The following is a 15,820-nucleotide window of genomic DNA, read 5'->3' as shown; positions in this document are numbered from 1 at the left end:
GATCAACCCGGCTTTGGTGTGCGCGCCAGCACACGGTTCTCCACACTCGCAGCGCCCGCTCCTTTCAGACTGCGCGCCAGTTCTGCAAGCGTCGCACCCGTGGTCATCACGTCATCCACCACCACCACCCGCAGCCCCTCCACCCCTGCCGTCACCCTAAAGGCACCGCGCACATTGGCCGCCCGGGCTTTCCACGGCAGTCCGGCCTGGGGAGCCGTATCCACATCACGCGCCACACCATCCAGCGCCACCGGCACGCCCCAGCGCCGCGCCAGTGGCCGCGCCAACTCGGCCGCCTGGTTGAACCCCCGGGCACGCAGCCGCGAAACATGCAGCGGCATCGGAATCACCAGGTCCGCCTCGGGCGCCGCCTGGGCTGCCAGCATTTCCACGAACAGCCGGCTCACCGACAGGCGATGCCCGTATTTCAAGGCCTGGACAAGCCGGTCGAGCGGAAAGCCGTAATCAAGCACCGCAACGGTACGATCAAAAGAAGGTGGATGGCTGAGGCAGGCCCCGCACACACTCCCCTCCGGCTGGGAAATCCCGCAGCTCGGGCAACGCGCCTGCCCGCGCCCGGGCAGGGTCTGCAGGCAGTCCGGGCACAGCACGGCACTCCCGCTCCCCCCGCCGCACGCAAAGCACTGCTGAGGGAAAAAAGCCTCCAGAACCGAGCCCATCCGTTGACGCCATCCAAGCGCTTGATTTGACAAGTCCAGACCCCTTCAGGGAAACTTGAGAGCTTCGTAATTCAAAATTACAGCCTATAAAAAGGGTGCATGACAATGACCGCAACCGTCGCCCACGCAGAGAACACGCTCACCACCACCAACGCCCCCGCACGCAAACGCTGGAGTGTGGCCGAAATCGAGGCCTTGTTCGCCCTGCCCTTCAATGATCTGCTGTTCCGTGCCCAGGAAGTGCACCGGGCACATTTCGACCCCAATGCCGTCCAGCGCTCCACCCTGCTGTCCATCAAGACAGGGGGCTGTTCCGAAGACTGCGGCTACTGTTCCCAGTCGTCCCGCTACGACACCGGCCTTGAAAAAGAAGCCCTGCTGCCCCTCAACGAAGTGCTCGACAACGCCCGTGCCGCCAAAGCCAAGGGGGCATCGCGCTTCTGCATGGGTGCAGCCTGGCGCGGCCCGAAGGAAAAGGACCTCGCCCCGGTGCTCGACATGGTGCGCGAGGTGAAAGCCCTCGGCCTCGAAACCTGCGTCACCCTCGGCATGCTCAAGGACGGCCAGGCCGAGCAACTCAAGGACGCCGGCCTCGATTACTACAACCACAACATCGACACCTCGCCCGAATTCTACGGCCAGATCATCACCACCCACACCCTGAAAGACCGCCTCGACACCCTCGAAAAGGTGCGCGACGCCGGCATCAACGTGTGCTGCGGCGGTATCGTCGGGCTGGGTGAGACCAAGAAGAGCCGCGCCGCCCTGCTGGCCGAACTGGCCAACATGAACCCGCCGCCGGACTCCGTGCCCATCAACAACCTCGTGCAGGTGGAAGGCACGCCCCTCGACAAGGCCGAGCCCATCGACCCCTTCGACTTCGTGCGCATGATCGCCGCCGCACGGATCACCATGCCCGAGAGCTACGTGCGCCTCTCCGCCGGCCGCCAGGAACTCGGCGAAGGCATCCAGGCCCTGTGCTTCATGGCCGGAGCCAACTCGATCTTCTACGGCGAACGCCTGCTGACCACCAACAATCCGGACGCCGACTCCGACGACGCGCTGTTTGCCCGTCTCGGACTCAAGTCCGTCTGAGGCCCGCCAAACCGCAATGACCTTGCCGGACTTCCAGCTCGACCCACGCCTTGTGCGGCGTCGGGCCGAGCGGGCCGCCACCGGCTACGCTTCCGTCGACACCCTGGCCCGGGAGATCTCCCGGCGCATGGGTGAGCGCCTCGACTACATCCGCATCGAGCCAAAGCGCATCCTCGACCTGGGCTGCGGCCCCGGCGCCGACCTGGCCGCCTTTGCCGAACGCTACCCAGGCGTGCCCCGCATTGCCATCGACAGTGCCCCGGCCATGCTGGCCCAGGCCCGCGGCGAGAAGGGGCTGTTCAAGCGGCTGATGCGCATCGGCAAACCCGCCGACCCCGACTTTCTCTGCGCAGACGCCAACGCCCTGCCCCTGGCCCGGGCGTCGGTATCACTGGCCTGGTCCAACCTGATGCTGCAGTGGCTGCACGATCCACTGCCCGCCCTGAAGGAAATCCACCGCGTCCTGGAAGTGGGCGGCATGCTCATGTTCTCCACTTTCGGCCCCGACACCCTCAAGGAGCTCCGGGCAGCCCTGCCGCCGTCCAACGCCGAACACGTACACCGCTTCATCGACATGCACGACCTCGGCGACGCCCTGGTCGGCGCCGGCTTCTCCGACCCGGTGATGGACATGGAAATGCTCACTGTCACCTATACCCGCCTGGATGACCTGTTCCGCGATCTGCGCACCAGCGGATCGGGCAATGCCGCCATGAGCCGTCCTCGCGGCCTCGTCGGCAAGGGCCACTGGGCCGCGCTCCGGGCCAACTACGAACGACTGCGCCGGGACGGGCGCCTGCCAGCCACCGTCGAGGTGGTGTACGGCCACGCCTGGAAGGCCGCCCCCAAGGTTCTGGACGACGGTCGCGCCATCGTCCGCTTCGAACGCAAGCCGGCCTAGTTCATGCACCCGATCTGGCTCTTCGATCTGGACAACACGCTGCACAACGCCAGCCCGCACATCTTTCCGCACATCAACCGCAGCATGACGGCCTACCTCATGCGCCACCTGGATCTCGACGAGCGGGACGCCAACCGGCTGCGCATGGACTACTGGAAACGCTACGGCGCCACCCTCACCGGCCTGATGCGCCACCACGGCACCCAGCCCGAGCACTTCCTCCACCACACCCATCAGTTCCCCGACCTGGCGCGGATGGTGGTGTTCGACAGCGCCGTACGCCACCTGCTGCGCCGCCTCCCAGGCAAGAAGATCGTCTTCTCCAACGGCCCCCGCCAATATGCCGAGGCCGTGCTGGCGGTGATGGGCATCCGCAGCCTGTTCGCCGACGTCTACTCGGTAGAGCAGATGCGCTTTCATCCAAAGCCCAAGCTGGCCGGCTTCCATCACCTCATCAGGGATCACCGGCTCAATCCCCGGCGCTGCATCATGGTCGAGGACAGTGCCGAAAACCTGCGCACCGCCAAACGCCTGGGCATGAAGACCGTGTGGATCAGCCGCAGCCTGCGCCAGCCCGATTTTGTGGACTGCCAGTTGCCCTCGGTGCTGGGTCTGGCGCGACACGCCATCAGGAACATCACTTCGAGGTAAAATGGTGGATTACGCTATCCAGACAGCGAGTCCGTCATGCCCAACTCCAAGACTGAAAACCTGAACATTGCGGCCTTCGACCGCATGCCCTCGCCGGACGAGATCACCGCCCGCCTGCCCCTCAGCGACACCGCCGCCAAGGTGGTGACCGAGGGCCGCCAGACCCTGCAGGCCATTCTCGACCACAAGGACCCGCGGGTTTTCGTCGTGGTGGGTCCCTGCTCCATCCACGATCCTGTCGCCGGCATCGACTATGCCCGTCGCCTAAAGAAGCTGGCCGACGAAGTCTCCGACACTCTGGTGCTGGTGATGCGCGTGTACTTCGAAAAGCCCCGTACCTCGACCGGCTGGAAGGGCTACATCAACGATCCGTACATGGACGACTCCTTCCGCATCGACGAAGGCATGGAGAAGGCGCGCCGCTTCTTGCTGGAGGTCAACGAAGTGGGCCTGCCCACCGGTACCGAGGCCCTCGACCCCATCGCCCCCCAGTACTACGGCGACCTCATCGCCTGGACCGCCATTGGCGCCCGCACCTCCGAATCCCAGACCCACCGCGAGATGGCCTCCGGCCTGTCCACCCCGGTCGGCTTCAAGAACGGCACCGACGGATCCCTCGACGCCGCGGTCAACGGCATTCTGTCCGCCTCCCACCCCCACAGCTTCCTGGGCATCAACGGCCAGGGGCAGTCTTCCGTGATCCGCACCCGCGGCAATGCCCACGGCCACGTGGTACTGCGCGGCGGTGGCGGGCGTCCCAACTACGACACCGTCTCGGTATCCCTCGCCGAGAAGGCCCTCAGCAAGGCCAAGCTGCCGGCCAACATCGTCATTGACTGCTCCCACGCCAACTCCTGGAAGAACCCGGAGTACCAGCCCCTGGTCATGCGCGACGTCGCCCACCAGATCCGCGAAGGCAACCGCTCCATCGTCGGCCTGATGATCGAGAGCCACATCGAAGCCGGCAACCAGTCCATCCCCGCCGACCTCTCCCAGCTGCGTTACGGCTGCTCCGTGACGGATGCCTGCGTGGACTGGAGCACCACCGAAGAGATGATCCGCAACACCCGCGACATCCTGCGGGACATCCTGCCGAAGCGGAGCGCGGCCTGATGAATCTGGTAGTCCAGGGCCACAAGGTCGAAACCCGCGCCCTGAAGGATCTCGCCACACTGACCGGCTCGGAGGGCATTGGCCGTCTCGGCAACAACGCCTTCCGGCTCATCGGCGCCCAGCCCCACCCCGACCTCGAGGCCTACTGCGAAACCCACCAGCTGGATTTCGCCTTCGTTCCCGAAGACCGCCACCTGAAGGATTTCCGCCTCTTCGTCACCGACATGGATTCGACGCTGATCAGCATCGAGTGCATCGACGAGATCGCCGACATGCAGGGGCTCAAGACAGAAGTGGCCGCCATCACCGAGGCCGCGATGCGCGGAGAGCTGGATTTTCGTGAGTCCCTGAGCCGGCGCGTGGCCCTGCTCGAAGGCCTGCCCGAGGAAGCCCTGGGCCGGGTCTTCCAGGAGCGTCTGCGACTCAACCCCGGCGCCGAAACACTGATGACCGGGCTCAAGCAGGCAGGCATCGTGACCGTGCTGGTCTCCGGCGGATTCACCTATTTCACCGAACGCCTGCAGAAGCAGCTCGGCTTCGACTACGCCGTCGCCAACCAGCTGGAAATCCGCGGCGGCAAGCTGACCGGCAAGGTAAAAGGGGATGTCATCGACGGCGAGGCCAAGCGCCATACCCTCCAGCTGGTGCGCAAGCACCATGGCTTCTCGCCCGAAAGCGTGATCGCCGCCGGCGATGGAGCCAACGACCTGCCCATGCTGTCTGAAGCCGGCATTGGCATCGCCTATCACGCCAAGCCAGTGGTGCGAAAACAGGCCACCCATGCCATCAGCCACGCGGGGCTGGACGGCATTCTCAGGTTGTTTGCCTGAAAAAATCTGGTGCGACTGGCACGAGCGCTTGGGATGGAAAAACCGAAGGGCCCTTTCATGGAGACATGCCGACCGGTTCAGCCTGCCTCCCGCGCGGTCTCCCCAACCTTGCTGCTCGCGTCCAGTGCGATTTCATCCTAACGATGTCGACACCGATTCACCGTGGCGCAATGCACATGCTGCATGACAGCATGAATAGATTTGTCGAAATTCTTTACACCCACTTCGGGCAAAGGTATATTCGCGCGATGCCTATCAAGAAGACGATAATCGGCTTTTTTGTAGCGATCGCCTCCACCGGTGCGGTCCTCGCCTCCGAGCCCCAATACCGGGGTAACGACGAAGCGCCGCCCCCGTCGGTTTTCGAGCGTTATACCGACTCGGTGCGCTCACTGGTCGATCGCAGCCTCAATTTCCTCGGCGTCCCCTATCGCATGGGTGGCACCAGCCCGCTTACCGGATTTGACTGCAGCGGTTTTGTCGGCAAGGTCTTCGCCGACGCCCTGGGCTTCGGCATGCCCCGAACAGCAGCCGAGATGTCCCAGATGGGCGAACAGGTGAGCCGCACTGAGCTCAAGCCGGGTGATCTGGTGTTTTTCAACACCATGCGCCGCACCTTCTCCCACGTCGGCATCTACCTCGGCAACAACCAGTTTGTTCATGCCCCGTCCACCGGCGGGGTCGTCCGCGTCGAAGACATGCGCATCAGTTACTGGGCCGCCCGCTACGACGGCGCCCGCCGCGTCCTCCCCGGCACCCAGTCACGTCAATCCCAGACCAACTGACCCGCTTCATCGGGTCAGTCCCCACCGGCATCATGCGGCGCCCGGACTCCACAATCCCACGTTTCAAGGGGCGGCATGATTCCCTGGCTGGGTGATCACCCAGCCTTTCCGCCACTATCCCGCGCCCTCCGCGAACCCAACGGGCTACTTGCTGCGGGCGGTGCCCTCACCCCCGAATGGCTACTGGCCGCCTATCAGCGCGGCATCTTCCCGTGGTTCAACGACGGTGAGCCCATCCTGTGGTGGAGCCCGAACCCCCGCATGGTGGTCTTCCCTGATGAAGTACGGATCACCCGCTCCCTGCACAAGACCCTGCGCAAAGGGGATTACGAAGTCCGCCTCGATCACGACTTCGCAGGCGTGATCCGGGCCTGCGCCGCCCCCCGCGAACCCGGCGGGCGCACCTGGATAACGCCTGAGATCCAGGCGGCCTACATCCGCATGCACCAGCTCGGCTACGCCCACAGCGTCGAGACCTACATGAACGGCGCACTGGTCGGCGGGCTTTATGGCATGGCCCTGGGGCAGGCTTTTTTTGGCGAATCCATGTTCAGCCGGCGTACCGACGCGTCAAAAATCGCCTTTGCCCACCTCACGCGCTTTCTTGAGCAACGCAATTTCCGCGTGCTAGATTGTCAAATGACCACGCGGCATCTGGCCTCACTGGGCGGCCGGGAGATCGCCCGGGACGAATTTGCGAAACTGCTGGACGCCTTTGCCGACGTGACTTCACCGCCAGCACGCTGGCCCGAGGATGGTGCGACTCACCCCTGGACGTAGTGCCCGATGCTCAAGGACTATCCCTACTCCCTGCTGCAGTTCTACGCCACCGCCCCCTACGCGTGCTCCTACCTGCCCGACCGCCAGGCGCGCTCGCAGGTTGCCACCCCCAGCCACCTCATCGACACACCGCTTTACAGCGAGCTGGTCCATAGCGGCTTCCGCCGCAGCGGCATCTTCACCTACCGCCCTTACTGCGACACCTGCCGCGCCTGCATTCCCGTACGTATTCCCGTCGCCGCCTTCCGCCCCAATCGCAGCCAGCGCCGCGCCTGGAATGCCTGCGGTGGTCTCCAGCCCCGGGAAATACCCCTCGAGTTCATCGAGGAGCATTATCTGCTCTACCAGCGCTACCAGGCGAGCCGCCATGCCGGCGGCGGCATGGACCAGGACAACCGGGAGCAATACGCCCATTTCCTGCTGCAAAGCCACGTGGACAGCCGCCTCATCGAGTTTCGCGAGAACGGCATCCTGCGCATGGTCAGCGTCATTGACTGCCTCACCGACGGCCTCTCGAGCGTCTACACCTTCTACGAACCCGAGGCCTCCGGACCCGGGCTGGGCACCTTTGGCGTGCTGTGGCAGATCGAAGTCTGCAGGGAGCTCCAGCTCCCCTATCTTTACCTCGGCTACTGGATCCGGGACAGCCGCAAGATGGCCTACAAGGCCCGCTTCAGACCGCTCCAGGGGCGCGTCGGCGGGCAGTGGCAAACCCTTACCGATACCGACATCGCCCAACTCGAATGACTCACCCAGCCCGCCCCAGCATCCGGCATCACCCCCTCTCCACCCTCGCTTGCCTTGCCCTCGTTGCCCTCGTCAGCACCCCGGCCCGGGCGGCAGCCCCCTTGGATGACTTCATCGACGCCCCCGGGCGCCACTGGCTGGTGCTTTCCGGCGTCTCCCATCATTTCCAGCCCGACCGTCGGGACTGGCGGGAAAGCAACCCCGGGGCGGGCATCGAGAAGGAGTTCACGGGCACGCCCTGGGTGGCAACGGCGGGCTATTTCCGCAACAGCTACGACCGCAACACCTTCTACGCCGGCGCCCGCTGGATGCCCCTGGCGCTCGGCCCCCTACGCCTCGGCGCCTTCGGCCTGATCGCCAGCGGCTATCCGTCGCCGGTCCTGCTCCTGCCGGCCGCATTGATCCAGATGGGCCGGGTCGGAGCCAATCTGGTTGCCATCCCCAACCTGCCCGGCTACAGCGGCTATCTCGGCCTGCAGGTCCGCTTCGCCGTCGATTGAGCGCCGAAACATAGCTTTTCCGCACTGCGGTAGAATGGCGGATGCTCTACGAAATCGCCCGCCCCGTCCTTTTCTCCCTTGATGCGGAGACCGCTCACGAAACCGCCCTGGCCGGCCTGAATGTCGCCGGGCGCCTGCTGCCAGCCGGCAAGCCGCTGCCTGCCCGCCCGGTCGAAGTCATGGGGCTCAGCTTCCCCAACCGCATCGGCATGGCCGCCGGCCTCGACAAGAACGGCGAGATCATCGACGGCCTGGCCCGCATGGGTTTCGGTTTCATCGAAATCGGCACCATCACCCCCCGCGCCCAGCCCGGCAATCCAAAGCCGCGCATGTTCCGGCTGCCCGAGGTGAAGGGCATCATCAACCGCATGGGTTTCAACAACCACGGCATCGACGCCCTCATCGGCAACGTCGAAGCCATGAAATTCAAGGGCATCCTCGGCATCAACATCGGCAAGAACGCCGACACCCCCATCGAGCGGGCTGCCGACGACTACCTGATCTGCCTCGACAAGGCCTACCCCCTGGCCAGCTACATCACGGTCAACATCTCGTCGCCCAACACCAAGAACCTGCGTCAGCTGCAGGGCGAGTCCGAGCTCGATTCGCTCCTTGGCCAGCTCAAGGCCCGTCAGGCCGAACTGGCCGACAAGCACGGCCGCTATGTGCCGATCACCCTCAAGATCGCCCCCGACCTGGACGACGCCCAGATCACCAATATTTCCGATGCCCTGCGTCGTCACCGCATCGATGCTGTGATCGCCACCAACACCACCCTGGCCCGGGACAAGGTCCAGGGGATTCCCTTTGGTGATCAGCAAGGGGGCTTGTCCGGCGCCCCCCTGTTCGAAGCGTCCACTGCCGTCGTGGCAGCGCTGGCGAAGGCGCTCCAGAACGAACTGCCCATCATCGCCGCCGGCGGGGTCTTCGACGGCCGCCAGGCCCGCGCAAAGCTGGATGCAGGAGCCAAGCTGGTGCAGATCTACAGCGGCCTGATCTACCGCGGCCCGGCCCTGGTTCGCGAGGCGGTTGCAGAAACCCGCGACTACAGCTGATGCTCCCTGCCGGATTGTCCCCACTCGCAGCAGGCTTGAGCCCCCGCCAGCCATCACGGGATAATCCGGGTCCTGCCCTTCCCCTGTGCAGCTGACATGACCAGTTATCTTTTCGTGATCCTCGGCGCAGTTCTGGTGAACAACGTCGTCCTGGTCCGAATCCTCGGCCTGTGCCCCTTCATGGGTGTCTCCAAGAAGCTCGACACGGCCATTGGCATGGGGGCAGCGACCACCTTCGTGCTGACCCTGGGCTGCGGCACCAGCTACCTGGTGGATCACTACGTCCTCATGCCCGCGGGCGTGGACTATCTACGCACCCTGGCCTTCATCGTGATCATCGCCGCCATCGTCCAGGTCACCGAGCTGGTCATCCAGAAGACCAGCCCGGTGCTGCATCAGGTGCTCGGCATCTACCTGCCCCTGATCACCACCAACTGCGCGGTACTGGGCGTCCCCCTGCTCAACGTGGCCCTGCACCACGACCTGCTTGAATCCCTGCTATTCGGCTTCGGCAGCTCCGTCGGTTTCTCCCTCGTCCTCATCCTTTTTGCCGGCATCCGCGAGCGCCTGGATGGCGCCGACGTACCGGCCCCGTTCAAGGGCACCGCCATCGCCATGGTCACGGCCGGCCTGATGAGCCTGGCCTTCATGGGCTTTGCCGGTCTCGACAAGTATCACTGAGCCTCCGCACCGAACCATGCTCACCGCACTCCTCGTCATGACCGGCATCGCCCTGCTCCTCGGGGCCGGGCTGGGTTTTGCCTCGATCAAGTTCAAGGTCGAAGGCGATCCGCTGGTGGACAAGATCGACGCCATCCTTCCGCAAACCCAGTGCGGCCAGTGCGGCTTTCCGGGCTGTCGCCCCTACGCCAACGCCATCGCCGGCGGCGAGGCCGAGATCAACCAGTGCCCGCCGGGTGGCGAAGAGGGCATCCGCAAGCTGGCCGACCTGCTCGGCCGCGAATTCAAGCCCCTCTCCGAAGAACACGGGGTTGAAAAACCCAAGTCGGTGGCGGTGATCGACGAAGCCACCTGCATCGGCTGCACCCTGTGCATCCAGGCCTGCCCCGTGGACGCCATCGTCGGCGCGGCCAAGCAGATGCACACCATCATCGCCGCCGACTGCACCGGCTGCGAGTTGTGCCTGGCCCCCTGCCCGGTGGACTGCATCGCCATGGAGCCCATCGCCGAAACGGTGGACACCTGGAAATGGCGCTACCCGGTCTTCCAGATCAAGCAGGCTGCCTAGGATGAAGCGTTTCCACGCACACCTCGTTCGCGCTCCCCGTGGGGCCAACCCATCCCTCCGGACCGCCGGGCAGATCTGACATGCTGCGCAAACTCTTCAAGTTCCATGGCGGCGTCAAGCCCCAGACCAACAAGGAACGCTCCACCACCGCCCCCATCGCCCCCGTGCCCCTGCCGGACCGGCTGGTGATACCCCTCCATCAATCCGTCGGCGGCCACCCCCGCCCCCTGGTGCAGCCCGGCGACCGGGTATTCAAAGGCCAGCGCATCGGTGCGGCCGACGGCAACCTGTCCTCCGCTGTGCATGCGTCCACCTCCGGCATCGTCCGTGACGTGCTGCCGGCGGTCATGCCCCACACCTCGGGCCTCACCACCCTGTCGGTGGTCATCGAACCCGATGGCGAGGATCGCTGGGGCGAGCTCGAACGGATCAACGTCCGCGCAGCCACTCCCGACGAACTGCGTGACTACCTGCGTGACGCGGGCGTGGTGGGCCTGGGCGGCGCCGTGTTCCCCAGCCACCTCAAGCTCAAGCCCGGCAAGGAAGGCCGCCTCGACACCCTGGTGATCAACGGGGCCGAATGCGAGCCCTTCATCACCTGTGACGACATGCTGATGCGCGAGCGGGCCGCCGACATGCTCAAGGGCATCAGCGCCATGCGCCACATGCTCCAGGCCCGGGAAGTGCTGATCGGCATCGAGGACAACAAGCCCGAGGCCCTCGCTGCCGTCCAGGCCGCCATCACTGCCAGTGGAGAGCAGGGCATCGAGGCCCTGAGCATCCCCACCCGCTACCCGGCGGGCGGCGCCAAGCAGCTCATCCGGGTGCTCACCGGCATCGAAGTCCCCCACGGGCGCCGCTCCACCGATTTTGGCGTGCAGTGCTTCAACGTCGGCACCGCCTACAGCATCCACGACGCCCTCGAGCACGGCCGGCCCCTGCTTTCACGGGTCGTCACCGTGGCCGGCAACGTCGATACCCCGCGCAACTACGATGTCCTGATCGGCACGCCGATGGATCACGTGGTACGCCTGGCCGGCGCCCACCCCGACACCGACCGCTACATCATGGGTGGCCCGATGATGGGGGTACGCATGCCGGCCTTCGACGTGCCGGTGGTCAAGGCCACCAACTGCATCCTGGTCGGCAGCCCGGCCCTGTTCCCGCCGCCCCCGCCCGAGATGCCCTGCATCCGCTGTGGCGAGTGTGCCAAGGCCTGCCCGGCCGACCTCGCCCCCTTCGAGATGTACTGGTTCTCCCGCGCCAAGAACTTCGGCAAGACCCAGGAATACCACCTCTTCGACTGCATCGAGTGCGGCTGCTGCAGCTTTGTGTGCCCTTCCCACATTCCACTGGTGGACTATTTCCGCTTCTCCAAGAGCGAGATCTGGGCCCGTGAGCGGGAAAAGGAGGCGGCCGACACCGCCCGCGAACGCTTCGAGTTCAAGAACCTCCGGCAAGAGCGGGAGAAGCAGGAGAAAGCCGAGAAGCTCGCTGCCAAGGCGGCCGCCACCCGCGAAAAGGTCGCCGGCGAGGCTGCGCCCCCGGGGGCCACCCCCACCGCAGCCAAGCCCACCGGCGGCGACGCCAAGCGCGCCCTGATCGAGGCCGCCATGGAGAAGGCCCGCCAGCAGAAGGCGCAGATTGCCCCCAAAAACACGGACGCCAGCACCCCCGGCGTGCAGGCCGAGATGGCCGCCATCGATGCCCGCCGTGCCGCCCTGGAGCAGCCCACCGAACCCCCACCCCCGGCCGGCCAGGCCTGAGCGCGCCGCCCGGAAACCACCCATGATCAACTCGCCTTACATCCGCAAACCCGCCAGCGTCCAGAGCGTCATGCTCCAGGTGCTGCTGGCCCTCGTGCCCGGCATCGTCGCCTACGTGTGGTTCTTCGGCGCGGGCATTCTGGTCCAGCTGGCCATTGCCAGTGCCGCCGCCCTTGCGGGCGAGGCCGCCATGCTCGCCATCCGCGGCAAGCCGAAGGCGCTCTTCCTCACCGACCTGTCGGCCATCGTCACCGCGTGGCTGATCGCCCTCACCTTCCCGCCCATCGCCCCCTGGTGGCTCACCGTCACCGGCACCCTGCTCGCCGTGGTCATCGTCAAGCAACTGTACGGCGGTCTCGGCCAGAACCCCTTCAACCCGGCCATGGCCGCCTTCTGCCTGATGATCGTGGCCTACCCGGCGCTGATGTCCCAGTGGCCTGCCGCCGGGCAGCTGGATTTCAAGACCCAGCTCGACCTGATCTTCGGGGGTGCCCGCCAGGTGGACGCCATCACCGGCGCAACCCCCCTCGATGCCTTGCGCACCGCCCTGCGCAGTGCCGCCAGCCCGGAGTCCGAGCTCCACGGCCTGCGCGCCTCCCAACTCATGGACGGACCGGCTTTCGGCGCCCTGGGAGGCACGGGCGGTGAATGGGTCGCCCTCGGTTATCTTCTGGGCGGCCTGTGGCTGATCCAGCGGCGCATCATCACCTGGCACATCCCGGCCGCCTTCTGCGGCGCCCTCTTCGTCACCGCCGGCCTGCTGTGGGGCCTGCGTCCCGAGGGCTTCGCCTCGCCGCTCTTCCACCTGGCCTCTGGCGGTGCCATGCTCGGAGCCTTCTTCATCCTGACCGATCCTGTCTCGGGTGCCACCACGGCGCGGGGAAAACTGCTGTTTGCCGCCGGCGCAGCCGTGCTCACCTACGTGATCCGCGTCTTCGGCGCCTACCCCGACGGCATCGCCTTCGCGACCCTGCTGATGAACATCCTCGTGCCCATCATCGACATGAAGACCCAGGCACCCGTTTTCGGCCACAAGAAGGACTGACGGCCCATGAGCGAAACCACTGCCCTCGGCCTTTCCGCCCGCACCGGCGGGGTGATGGTGGCCTTCACCGTGGTGTTCACGGCGATGATGGCGTTTACCTACGACGCCACCCATGAGCAGATCCAGGCTTCGGCCACCGAAGAAAAGATGAAGCTCATCGCCGAGGTGCTGCCCGGCGCCGCCTACGACAACGCGCTGCTGGACGATTACGTGCAGCTCGGGCCCACCCGCGAGCTCGGCCTCGACGAAGGCGGCCGCGCATACCGGGCCCGCAAGGCCGGCCAGGCGGCGGCCCTGCTCATCGAAGCCACAGCCCCCGACGGCTACAGTGGCCGCATCGACCTGATCATCGCAATCAATGCCGACGGCAGCGTGTCCGGCGTGCGCGCGGTCAGCCACCGGGAGACCCCGGGCCTTGGCGACTACATCGATCCGAAGAAGGACAAGGACAAGAAGTCCCCCTGGATCACCCAGTTTGCCGACCTGAAAGCTGCCGACGTGCCCGCCTGCAAGGTAAGGAAGGACGGCGGGCAGATTACCTACCACACCGGCGCCACCATCAGCGCCCGCGCCGTCACCAACGCCGTGGCCCGCGCGGCCCGCTTTGCGGCCGACAACCAGAACCGCCTGTTCGCCGCCAAGAGCGGCGGCCCCCTCTGAAGGGAGACCCGCCATGGACTTTCAAGCCCACAAGGACATCGCCTGGAACGGCATCTGGAAGCAGAACACGGGGGTCGTCCAGATCCTCGGCCTGTGCCCCATCCTCGCCATCAGCTCCAACGTGGTCAATGCCGTCAGCCTCGGCCTCGCCACCATCCTGGTCATGGCCCTGTCCAACCTGACCATCTCGGCCTTGCGCAATTTCATTCCCTACGAGATCCGCATCCCGGTCTTCATCCTGATCATCGCCGCCCTGGTGACCGTGGTAGACCTCGCCTTCAACGCCTATCTCCACGAGCTCTACCTGGTGCTCGGCATCTTCATCCCGCTCATCGTCACCAACTGCATCGTGCTCGCCCGGGTAGAGGCGTTCGCCGCCAAGAACGAGCCCGGCGGCGCCACGGTGGATGGCATCGCCATGGGCATCGGGCTGACCCTGGTGCTCACCGTGCTCGGTGCCATGCGCGAGGTAATCGGCAGCGGCACCCTGTTTTCGGGCATCGAGATGATCTTCCCCGGCATCCAGGGGCTGACGCTCTTCGGTGACGACTACCCGGGCTTCCTCGTCGCCATCCTGCCACCGGGAGCCTTCATCGCCCTGGGCTTCCTGATCGCCGGCCGTAACTGGATCGAGGCCCGCAAACAGGCCCGTGCCCGCGCCAATCCGCCAGCCCCCAGGAGTCCGAAAACACCTGCCGAAGCGGCGACCTCGGCCGACCCCGCCTGATGGCCGACATGAAGCTGGCCGCGGTAGCCGAAGCCTTCCGCCGCCTGAGGGACGCCAACCCCACCCCGACCACGGAGCTGGAATATGCCTCGCCCTACCAGCTGCTGGTCGCCGTCGTGCTGTCAGCCCAGGCCACCGACAAGGGCGTCAACATCGCCACCCGCAAGCTGTTCGCCAGTGCGCCCACCCCCGAAGCCATGGTGAGCCTGGGCGAAGCCGGGATCGCCGAATACATCAAGACCATCGGCCTGTTCCGCAACAAGGCCAAGAACACCCTGGCCCTGTCCCATCAGCTCCTTGAGCGGCACGGCGGCGAAGTCCCCAACGACCGGGAAGCCCTCGAAGCCCTGCCCGGCGTCGGCCGCAAGACTGCCAACGTGGTGCTCAACACCATCTTCGGCGAGCCAACGATGGCCGTGGACACCCACATCTTCCGCCTCGCCAACCGCACCGGCCTGGCCCCTGGCAAGGATGTGCTGGAGGTGGAAAAGCGCCTGCTCCGGCGCATCCCCAAGGAATACCTGCGCGACGCCCACCACTGGCTGATCCTGCACGGCCGCTACGTGTGCGTGGCCCGCAAGCCCCGTTGCGGTGAGTGCATCATCCGCGACCTGTGCCTGTCCCGGGACAAGACCGACTGACCCGTGACAGGCGCGCTGCCCGGCCCCCTGCAAGCCTGGGGCCGGCGGACAACGCGACGCGCCCCACGACGCCGGCATGCCCCACCCGATACCCCACGGAATCACCCCAAGCTCCCCAAGGAAATCCCCGCCATGTTCGACCCATCCCGTGACCAGGCCCGCCAGTTCTTCGTCAGCGCCTGGGCCAAGCACCGGAACCGCGAGGTTCTGACCCAGCTCGAGATCATCGCTGCCGATCTGGTCGCTCATCACCCGGAATATCACGCGCTGCTCGAAGACCCCGAGGCGGTGATGAAGGACTTCAGCCCCGAGGACGGCCAGATCAACCCCTTCCTGCATCTGTCCCTGCACCTGGCCATCGAGGAACAGCTCTCCATCAACCAGCCCCCCGGCATCCGGGAAGCCTTTGAAGCCTGCCAGGGCCGCCATGGTGATCGCCACGCAGCCCTCCACGACGTACTCGAATGCCTGGGCGAAACCATCTGGAAGGCCCAGCGCGACAAAGCCCCCCTGGACGGCCGCGCCTATGTGGACGCCGTACGCAAGCGCGCCGGCCACTGAAAGCCTACACTTCGCCCCTGCCCACCCGATCCGC

19 protein-coding genes and 1 pseudogene are annotated in these 15,820 nt (G+C 65.8%); 18 read left to right on the top strand and 2 right to left on the bottom strand.

Going from position 1 to position 15,820, the window contains the following annotated elements; translation table 11 throughout:
* Positions 1 to 2: 2 nt before the first annotated feature.
* Positions 3 to 473, bottom strand: coding sequence for a ComF family protein (locus L6Q67_RS00980; protein ID WP_296565178.1), 471 nt, complete (start codon positions 471 to 473; stop codon positions 3 to 5).
* A 45-nt stretch (positions 474 to 518) separates the two neighbouring features.
* Positions 519 to 680, bottom strand: a pseudogene (locus tag L6Q67_RS00975) (double zinc ribbon domain-containing protein); the annotation flags it as partial.
* Between the two features lie 99 nt (positions 681 to 779).
* Between L6Q67_RS00975 and bioB the strand changes: the two are divergent.
* The 18 genes from bioB to L6Q67_RS00885 all read left to right on the top strand — a co-directional run bounded on the left by bioB (position 780) and on the right by L6Q67_RS00885 (position 15,786).
* Entirely contained in the window at positions 780 to 1,775 is a 996-nt protein-coding gene (bioB, locus tag L6Q67_RS00970) for a biotin synthase BioB (protein ID WP_296563870.1), read from the top strand.
* 16 nt (positions 1,776 to 1,791) lie between these two features.
* Positions 1,792 to 2,676 (top strand): methyltransferase domain-containing protein, encoded by an 885-nt coding sequence (locus tag L6Q67_RS00965; protein ID WP_296563867.1) that lies wholly within the window; start codon positions 1,792 to 1,794, stop codon positions 2,674 to 2,676.
* A gap of 3 nt (positions 2,677 to 2,679) precedes the next feature.
* The gene (locus L6Q67_RS00960) at positions 2,680 to 3,327 is read left to right on the top strand and encodes a pyrimidine 5'-nucleotidase (RefSeq protein WP_296563864.1); all 648 of its coding nucleotides are present in this window, start codon (positions 2,680 to 2,682) and stop codon (positions 3,325 to 3,327) included.
* A gap of 36 nt (positions 3,328 to 3,363) precedes the next feature.
* Positions 3,364 to 4,440: a 3-deoxy-7-phosphoheptulonate synthase gene (locus L6Q67_RS00955; protein WP_296563861.1), complete on the top strand. Its 1,077-nt coding sequence runs from the start codon at positions 3,364 to 3,366 to the stop codon at positions 4,438 to 4,440.
* Positions 4,440 to 5,270, top strand: coding sequence for a phosphoserine phosphatase SerB (gene serB / locus L6Q67_RS00950; RefSeq protein ID WP_296563859.1), 831 nt, complete (start codon positions 4,440 to 4,442; stop codon positions 5,268 to 5,270). The genes L6Q67_RS00955 and serB overlap by 1 nt, the downstream gene beginning before the upstream one ends.
* A gap of 248 nt (positions 5,271 to 5,518) precedes the next feature.
* The gene (locus tag L6Q67_RS00945; protein WP_296563856.1) at positions 5,519 to 6,055 is read left to right on the top strand and encodes a C40 family peptidase; all 537 of its coding nucleotides are present in this window, start codon (positions 5,519 to 5,521) and stop codon (positions 6,053 to 6,055) included.
* A gap of 75 nt (positions 6,056 to 6,130) precedes the next feature.
* On the top strand, positions 6,131 to 6,835 hold the full coding sequence (aat, locus tag L6Q67_RS00940) for a leucyl/phenylalanyl-tRNA--protein transferase (RefSeq protein ID WP_296563854.1): 705 nt from the start codon (positions 6,131 to 6,133) through the stop codon (positions 6,833 to 6,835).
* A gap of 6 nt (positions 6,836 to 6,841) precedes the next feature.
* Complete coding sequence (locus L6Q67_RS00935) at positions 6,842 to 7,582, top strand: arginyltransferase (RefSeq protein WP_296563849.1); 741 nt, start codon at positions 6,842 to 6,844, stop codon at positions 7,580 to 7,582.
* Complete coding sequence (locus L6Q67_RS00930) at positions 7,579 to 8,082, top strand: hypothetical protein (RefSeq protein ID WP_296563847.1); 504 nt, start codon at positions 7,579 to 7,581, stop codon at positions 8,080 to 8,082. The genes L6Q67_RS00935 and L6Q67_RS00930 overlap by 4 nt, the downstream gene beginning before the upstream one ends.
* A gap of 41 nt (positions 8,083 to 8,123) precedes the next feature.
* Positions 8,124 to 9,137: a quinone-dependent dihydroorotate dehydrogenase gene (locus L6Q67_RS00925; protein ID WP_296563844.1), complete on the top strand. Its 1,014-nt coding sequence runs from the start codon at positions 8,124 to 8,126 to the stop codon at positions 9,135 to 9,137.
* 96 nt (positions 9,138 to 9,233) lie between these two features.
* Complete coding sequence (rsxA, locus tag L6Q67_RS00920) at positions 9,234 to 9,818, top strand: electron transport complex subunit RsxA (RefSeq protein WP_296563841.1); 585 nt, start codon at positions 9,234 to 9,236, stop codon at positions 9,816 to 9,818.
* A gap of 16 nt (positions 9,819 to 9,834) precedes the next feature.
* Positions 9,835 to 10,386 carry an electron transport complex subunit RsxB gene (gene rsxB / locus L6Q67_RS00915; protein WP_296563838.1) on the top strand — a complete coding sequence of 184 codons (552 nt, stop codon included), beginning with the start codon at positions 9,835 to 9,837 and terminating at the stop codon, positions 10,384 to 10,386.
* Between the two features lie 80 nt (positions 10,387 to 10,466).
* Complete coding sequence (gene rsxC / locus L6Q67_RS00910; protein WP_296563835.1) at positions 10,467 to 12,152, top strand: electron transport complex subunit RsxC; 1,686 nt, start codon at positions 10,467 to 10,469, stop codon at positions 12,150 to 12,152.
* 22 nt (positions 12,153 to 12,174) lie between these two features.
* Positions 12,175 to 13,197, top strand: coding sequence for an RnfABCDGE type electron transport complex subunit D (locus L6Q67_RS00905; protein WP_296563832.1), 1,023 nt, complete (start codon positions 12,175 to 12,177; stop codon positions 13,195 to 13,197).
* A gap of 6 nt (positions 13,198 to 13,203) precedes the next feature.
* Positions 13,204 to 13,857 (top strand): RnfABCDGE type electron transport complex subunit G, encoded by a 654-nt coding sequence (locus tag L6Q67_RS00900; protein WP_296563828.1) that lies wholly within the window; start codon positions 13,204 to 13,206, stop codon positions 13,855 to 13,857.
* 13 nt (positions 13,858 to 13,870) lie between these two features.
* On the top strand, positions 13,871 to 14,584 hold the full coding sequence (locus L6Q67_RS00895; protein ID WP_296563827.1) for an electron transport complex subunit E: 714 nt from the start codon (positions 13,871 to 13,873) through the stop codon (positions 14,582 to 14,584).
* 8 nt (positions 14,585 to 14,592) lie between these two features.
* On the top strand, positions 14,593 to 15,225 hold the full coding sequence (gene nth, locus L6Q67_RS00890; RefSeq protein ID WP_296565176.1) for an endonuclease III: 633 nt from the start codon (positions 14,593 to 14,595) through the stop codon (positions 15,223 to 15,225).
* A gap of 132 nt (positions 15,226 to 15,357) precedes the next feature.
* The gene (locus L6Q67_RS00885) at positions 15,358 to 15,786 is read left to right on the top strand and encodes a DUF1841 family protein (RefSeq protein ID WP_296563823.1); all 429 of its coding nucleotides are present in this window, start codon (positions 15,358 to 15,360) and stop codon (positions 15,784 to 15,786) included.
* Positions 15,787 to 15,820 lie beyond the last annotated feature (34 nt).

Source organism: Zoogloea sp. (genome assembly GCF_023150065.1).
In the GTDB taxonomy this organism is placed as follows: domain Bacteria; phylum Pseudomonadota; class Gammaproteobacteria; order Burkholderiales; family Rhodocyclaceae; genus Zoogloea.
Note: the sequence above shows the minus strand (reverse complement) of the source record. Positions and strands in the feature narration are given on the sequence as shown.

Excerpts from the sequence above, each read along its gene's own strand:
- bioB (WP_296563870.1), top strand. The coding sequence starts at position 780 with ATGACAATGACCGCAACCGTCGCCCACGCAGAGAACACGCTCACCACC.
- L6Q67_RS00965 (WP_296563867.1), top strand. The coding sequence starts at position 1,792 with ATGACCTTGCCGGACTTCCAGCTCGACCCACGCCTTGTGCGGCGTCGG.
- L6Q67_RS00960 (WP_296563864.1), top strand. The coding sequence starts at position 2,680 with ATGCACCCGATCTGGCTCTTCGATCTGGACAACACGCTGCACAACGCC.
- L6Q67_RS00955 (WP_296563861.1), top strand. The coding sequence starts at position 3,364 with ATGCCCAACTCCAAGACTGAAAACCTGAACATTGCGGCCTTCGACCGC.
- serB (WP_296563859.1), top strand. The coding sequence starts at position 4,440 with ATGAATCTGGTAGTCCAGGGCCACAAGGTCGAAACCCGCGCCCTGAAG.
- L6Q67_RS00945 (WP_296563856.1), top strand. The coding sequence starts at position 5,519 with ATGCCTATCAAGAAGACGATAATCGGCTTTTTTGTAGCGATCGCCTCC.
- aat (WP_296563854.1), top strand. The coding sequence starts at position 6,131 with ATGATTCCCTGGCTGGGTGATCACCCAGCCTTTCCGCCACTATCCCGC.
- L6Q67_RS00935 (WP_296563849.1), top strand. The coding sequence starts at position 6,842 with ATGCTCAAGGACTATCCCTACTCCCTGCTGCAGTTCTACGCCACCGCC.
- L6Q67_RS00930 (WP_296563847.1), top strand. The coding sequence starts at position 7,579 with ATGACTCACCCAGCCCGCCCCAGCATCCGGCATCACCCCCTCTCCACC.
- L6Q67_RS00925 (WP_296563844.1), top strand. The coding sequence starts at position 8,124 with ATGCTCTACGAAATCGCCCGCCCCGTCCTTTTCTCCCTTGATGCGGAG.
- rsxA (WP_296563841.1), top strand. The coding sequence starts at position 9,234 with ATGACCAGTTATCTTTTCGTGATCCTCGGCGCAGTTCTGGTGAACAAC.
- rsxB (WP_296563838.1), top strand. The coding sequence starts at position 9,835 with ATGCTCACCGCACTCCTCGTCATGACCGGCATCGCCCTGCTCCTCGGG.
- rsxC (WP_296563835.1), top strand. The coding sequence starts at position 10,467 with ATGCTGCGCAAACTCTTCAAGTTCCATGGCGGCGTCAAGCCCCAGACC.
- L6Q67_RS00905 (WP_296563832.1), top strand. The coding sequence starts at position 12,175 with ATGATCAACTCGCCTTACATCCGCAAACCCGCCAGCGTCCAGAGCGTC.
- L6Q67_RS00900 (WP_296563828.1), top strand. The coding sequence starts at position 13,204 with ATGAGCGAAACCACTGCCCTCGGCCTTTCCGCCCGCACCGGCGGGGTG.
- L6Q67_RS00895 (WP_296563827.1), top strand. The coding sequence starts at position 13,871 with ATGGACTTTCAAGCCCACAAGGACATCGCCTGGAACGGCATCTGGAAG.
- nth (WP_296565176.1), top strand. The coding sequence starts at position 14,593 with ATGAAGCTGGCCGCGGTAGCCGAAGCCTTCCGCCGCCTGAGGGACGCC.
- L6Q67_RS00885 (WP_296563823.1), top strand. The coding sequence starts at position 15,358 with ATGTTCGACCCATCCCGTGACCAGGCCCGCCAGTTCTTCGTCAGCGCC.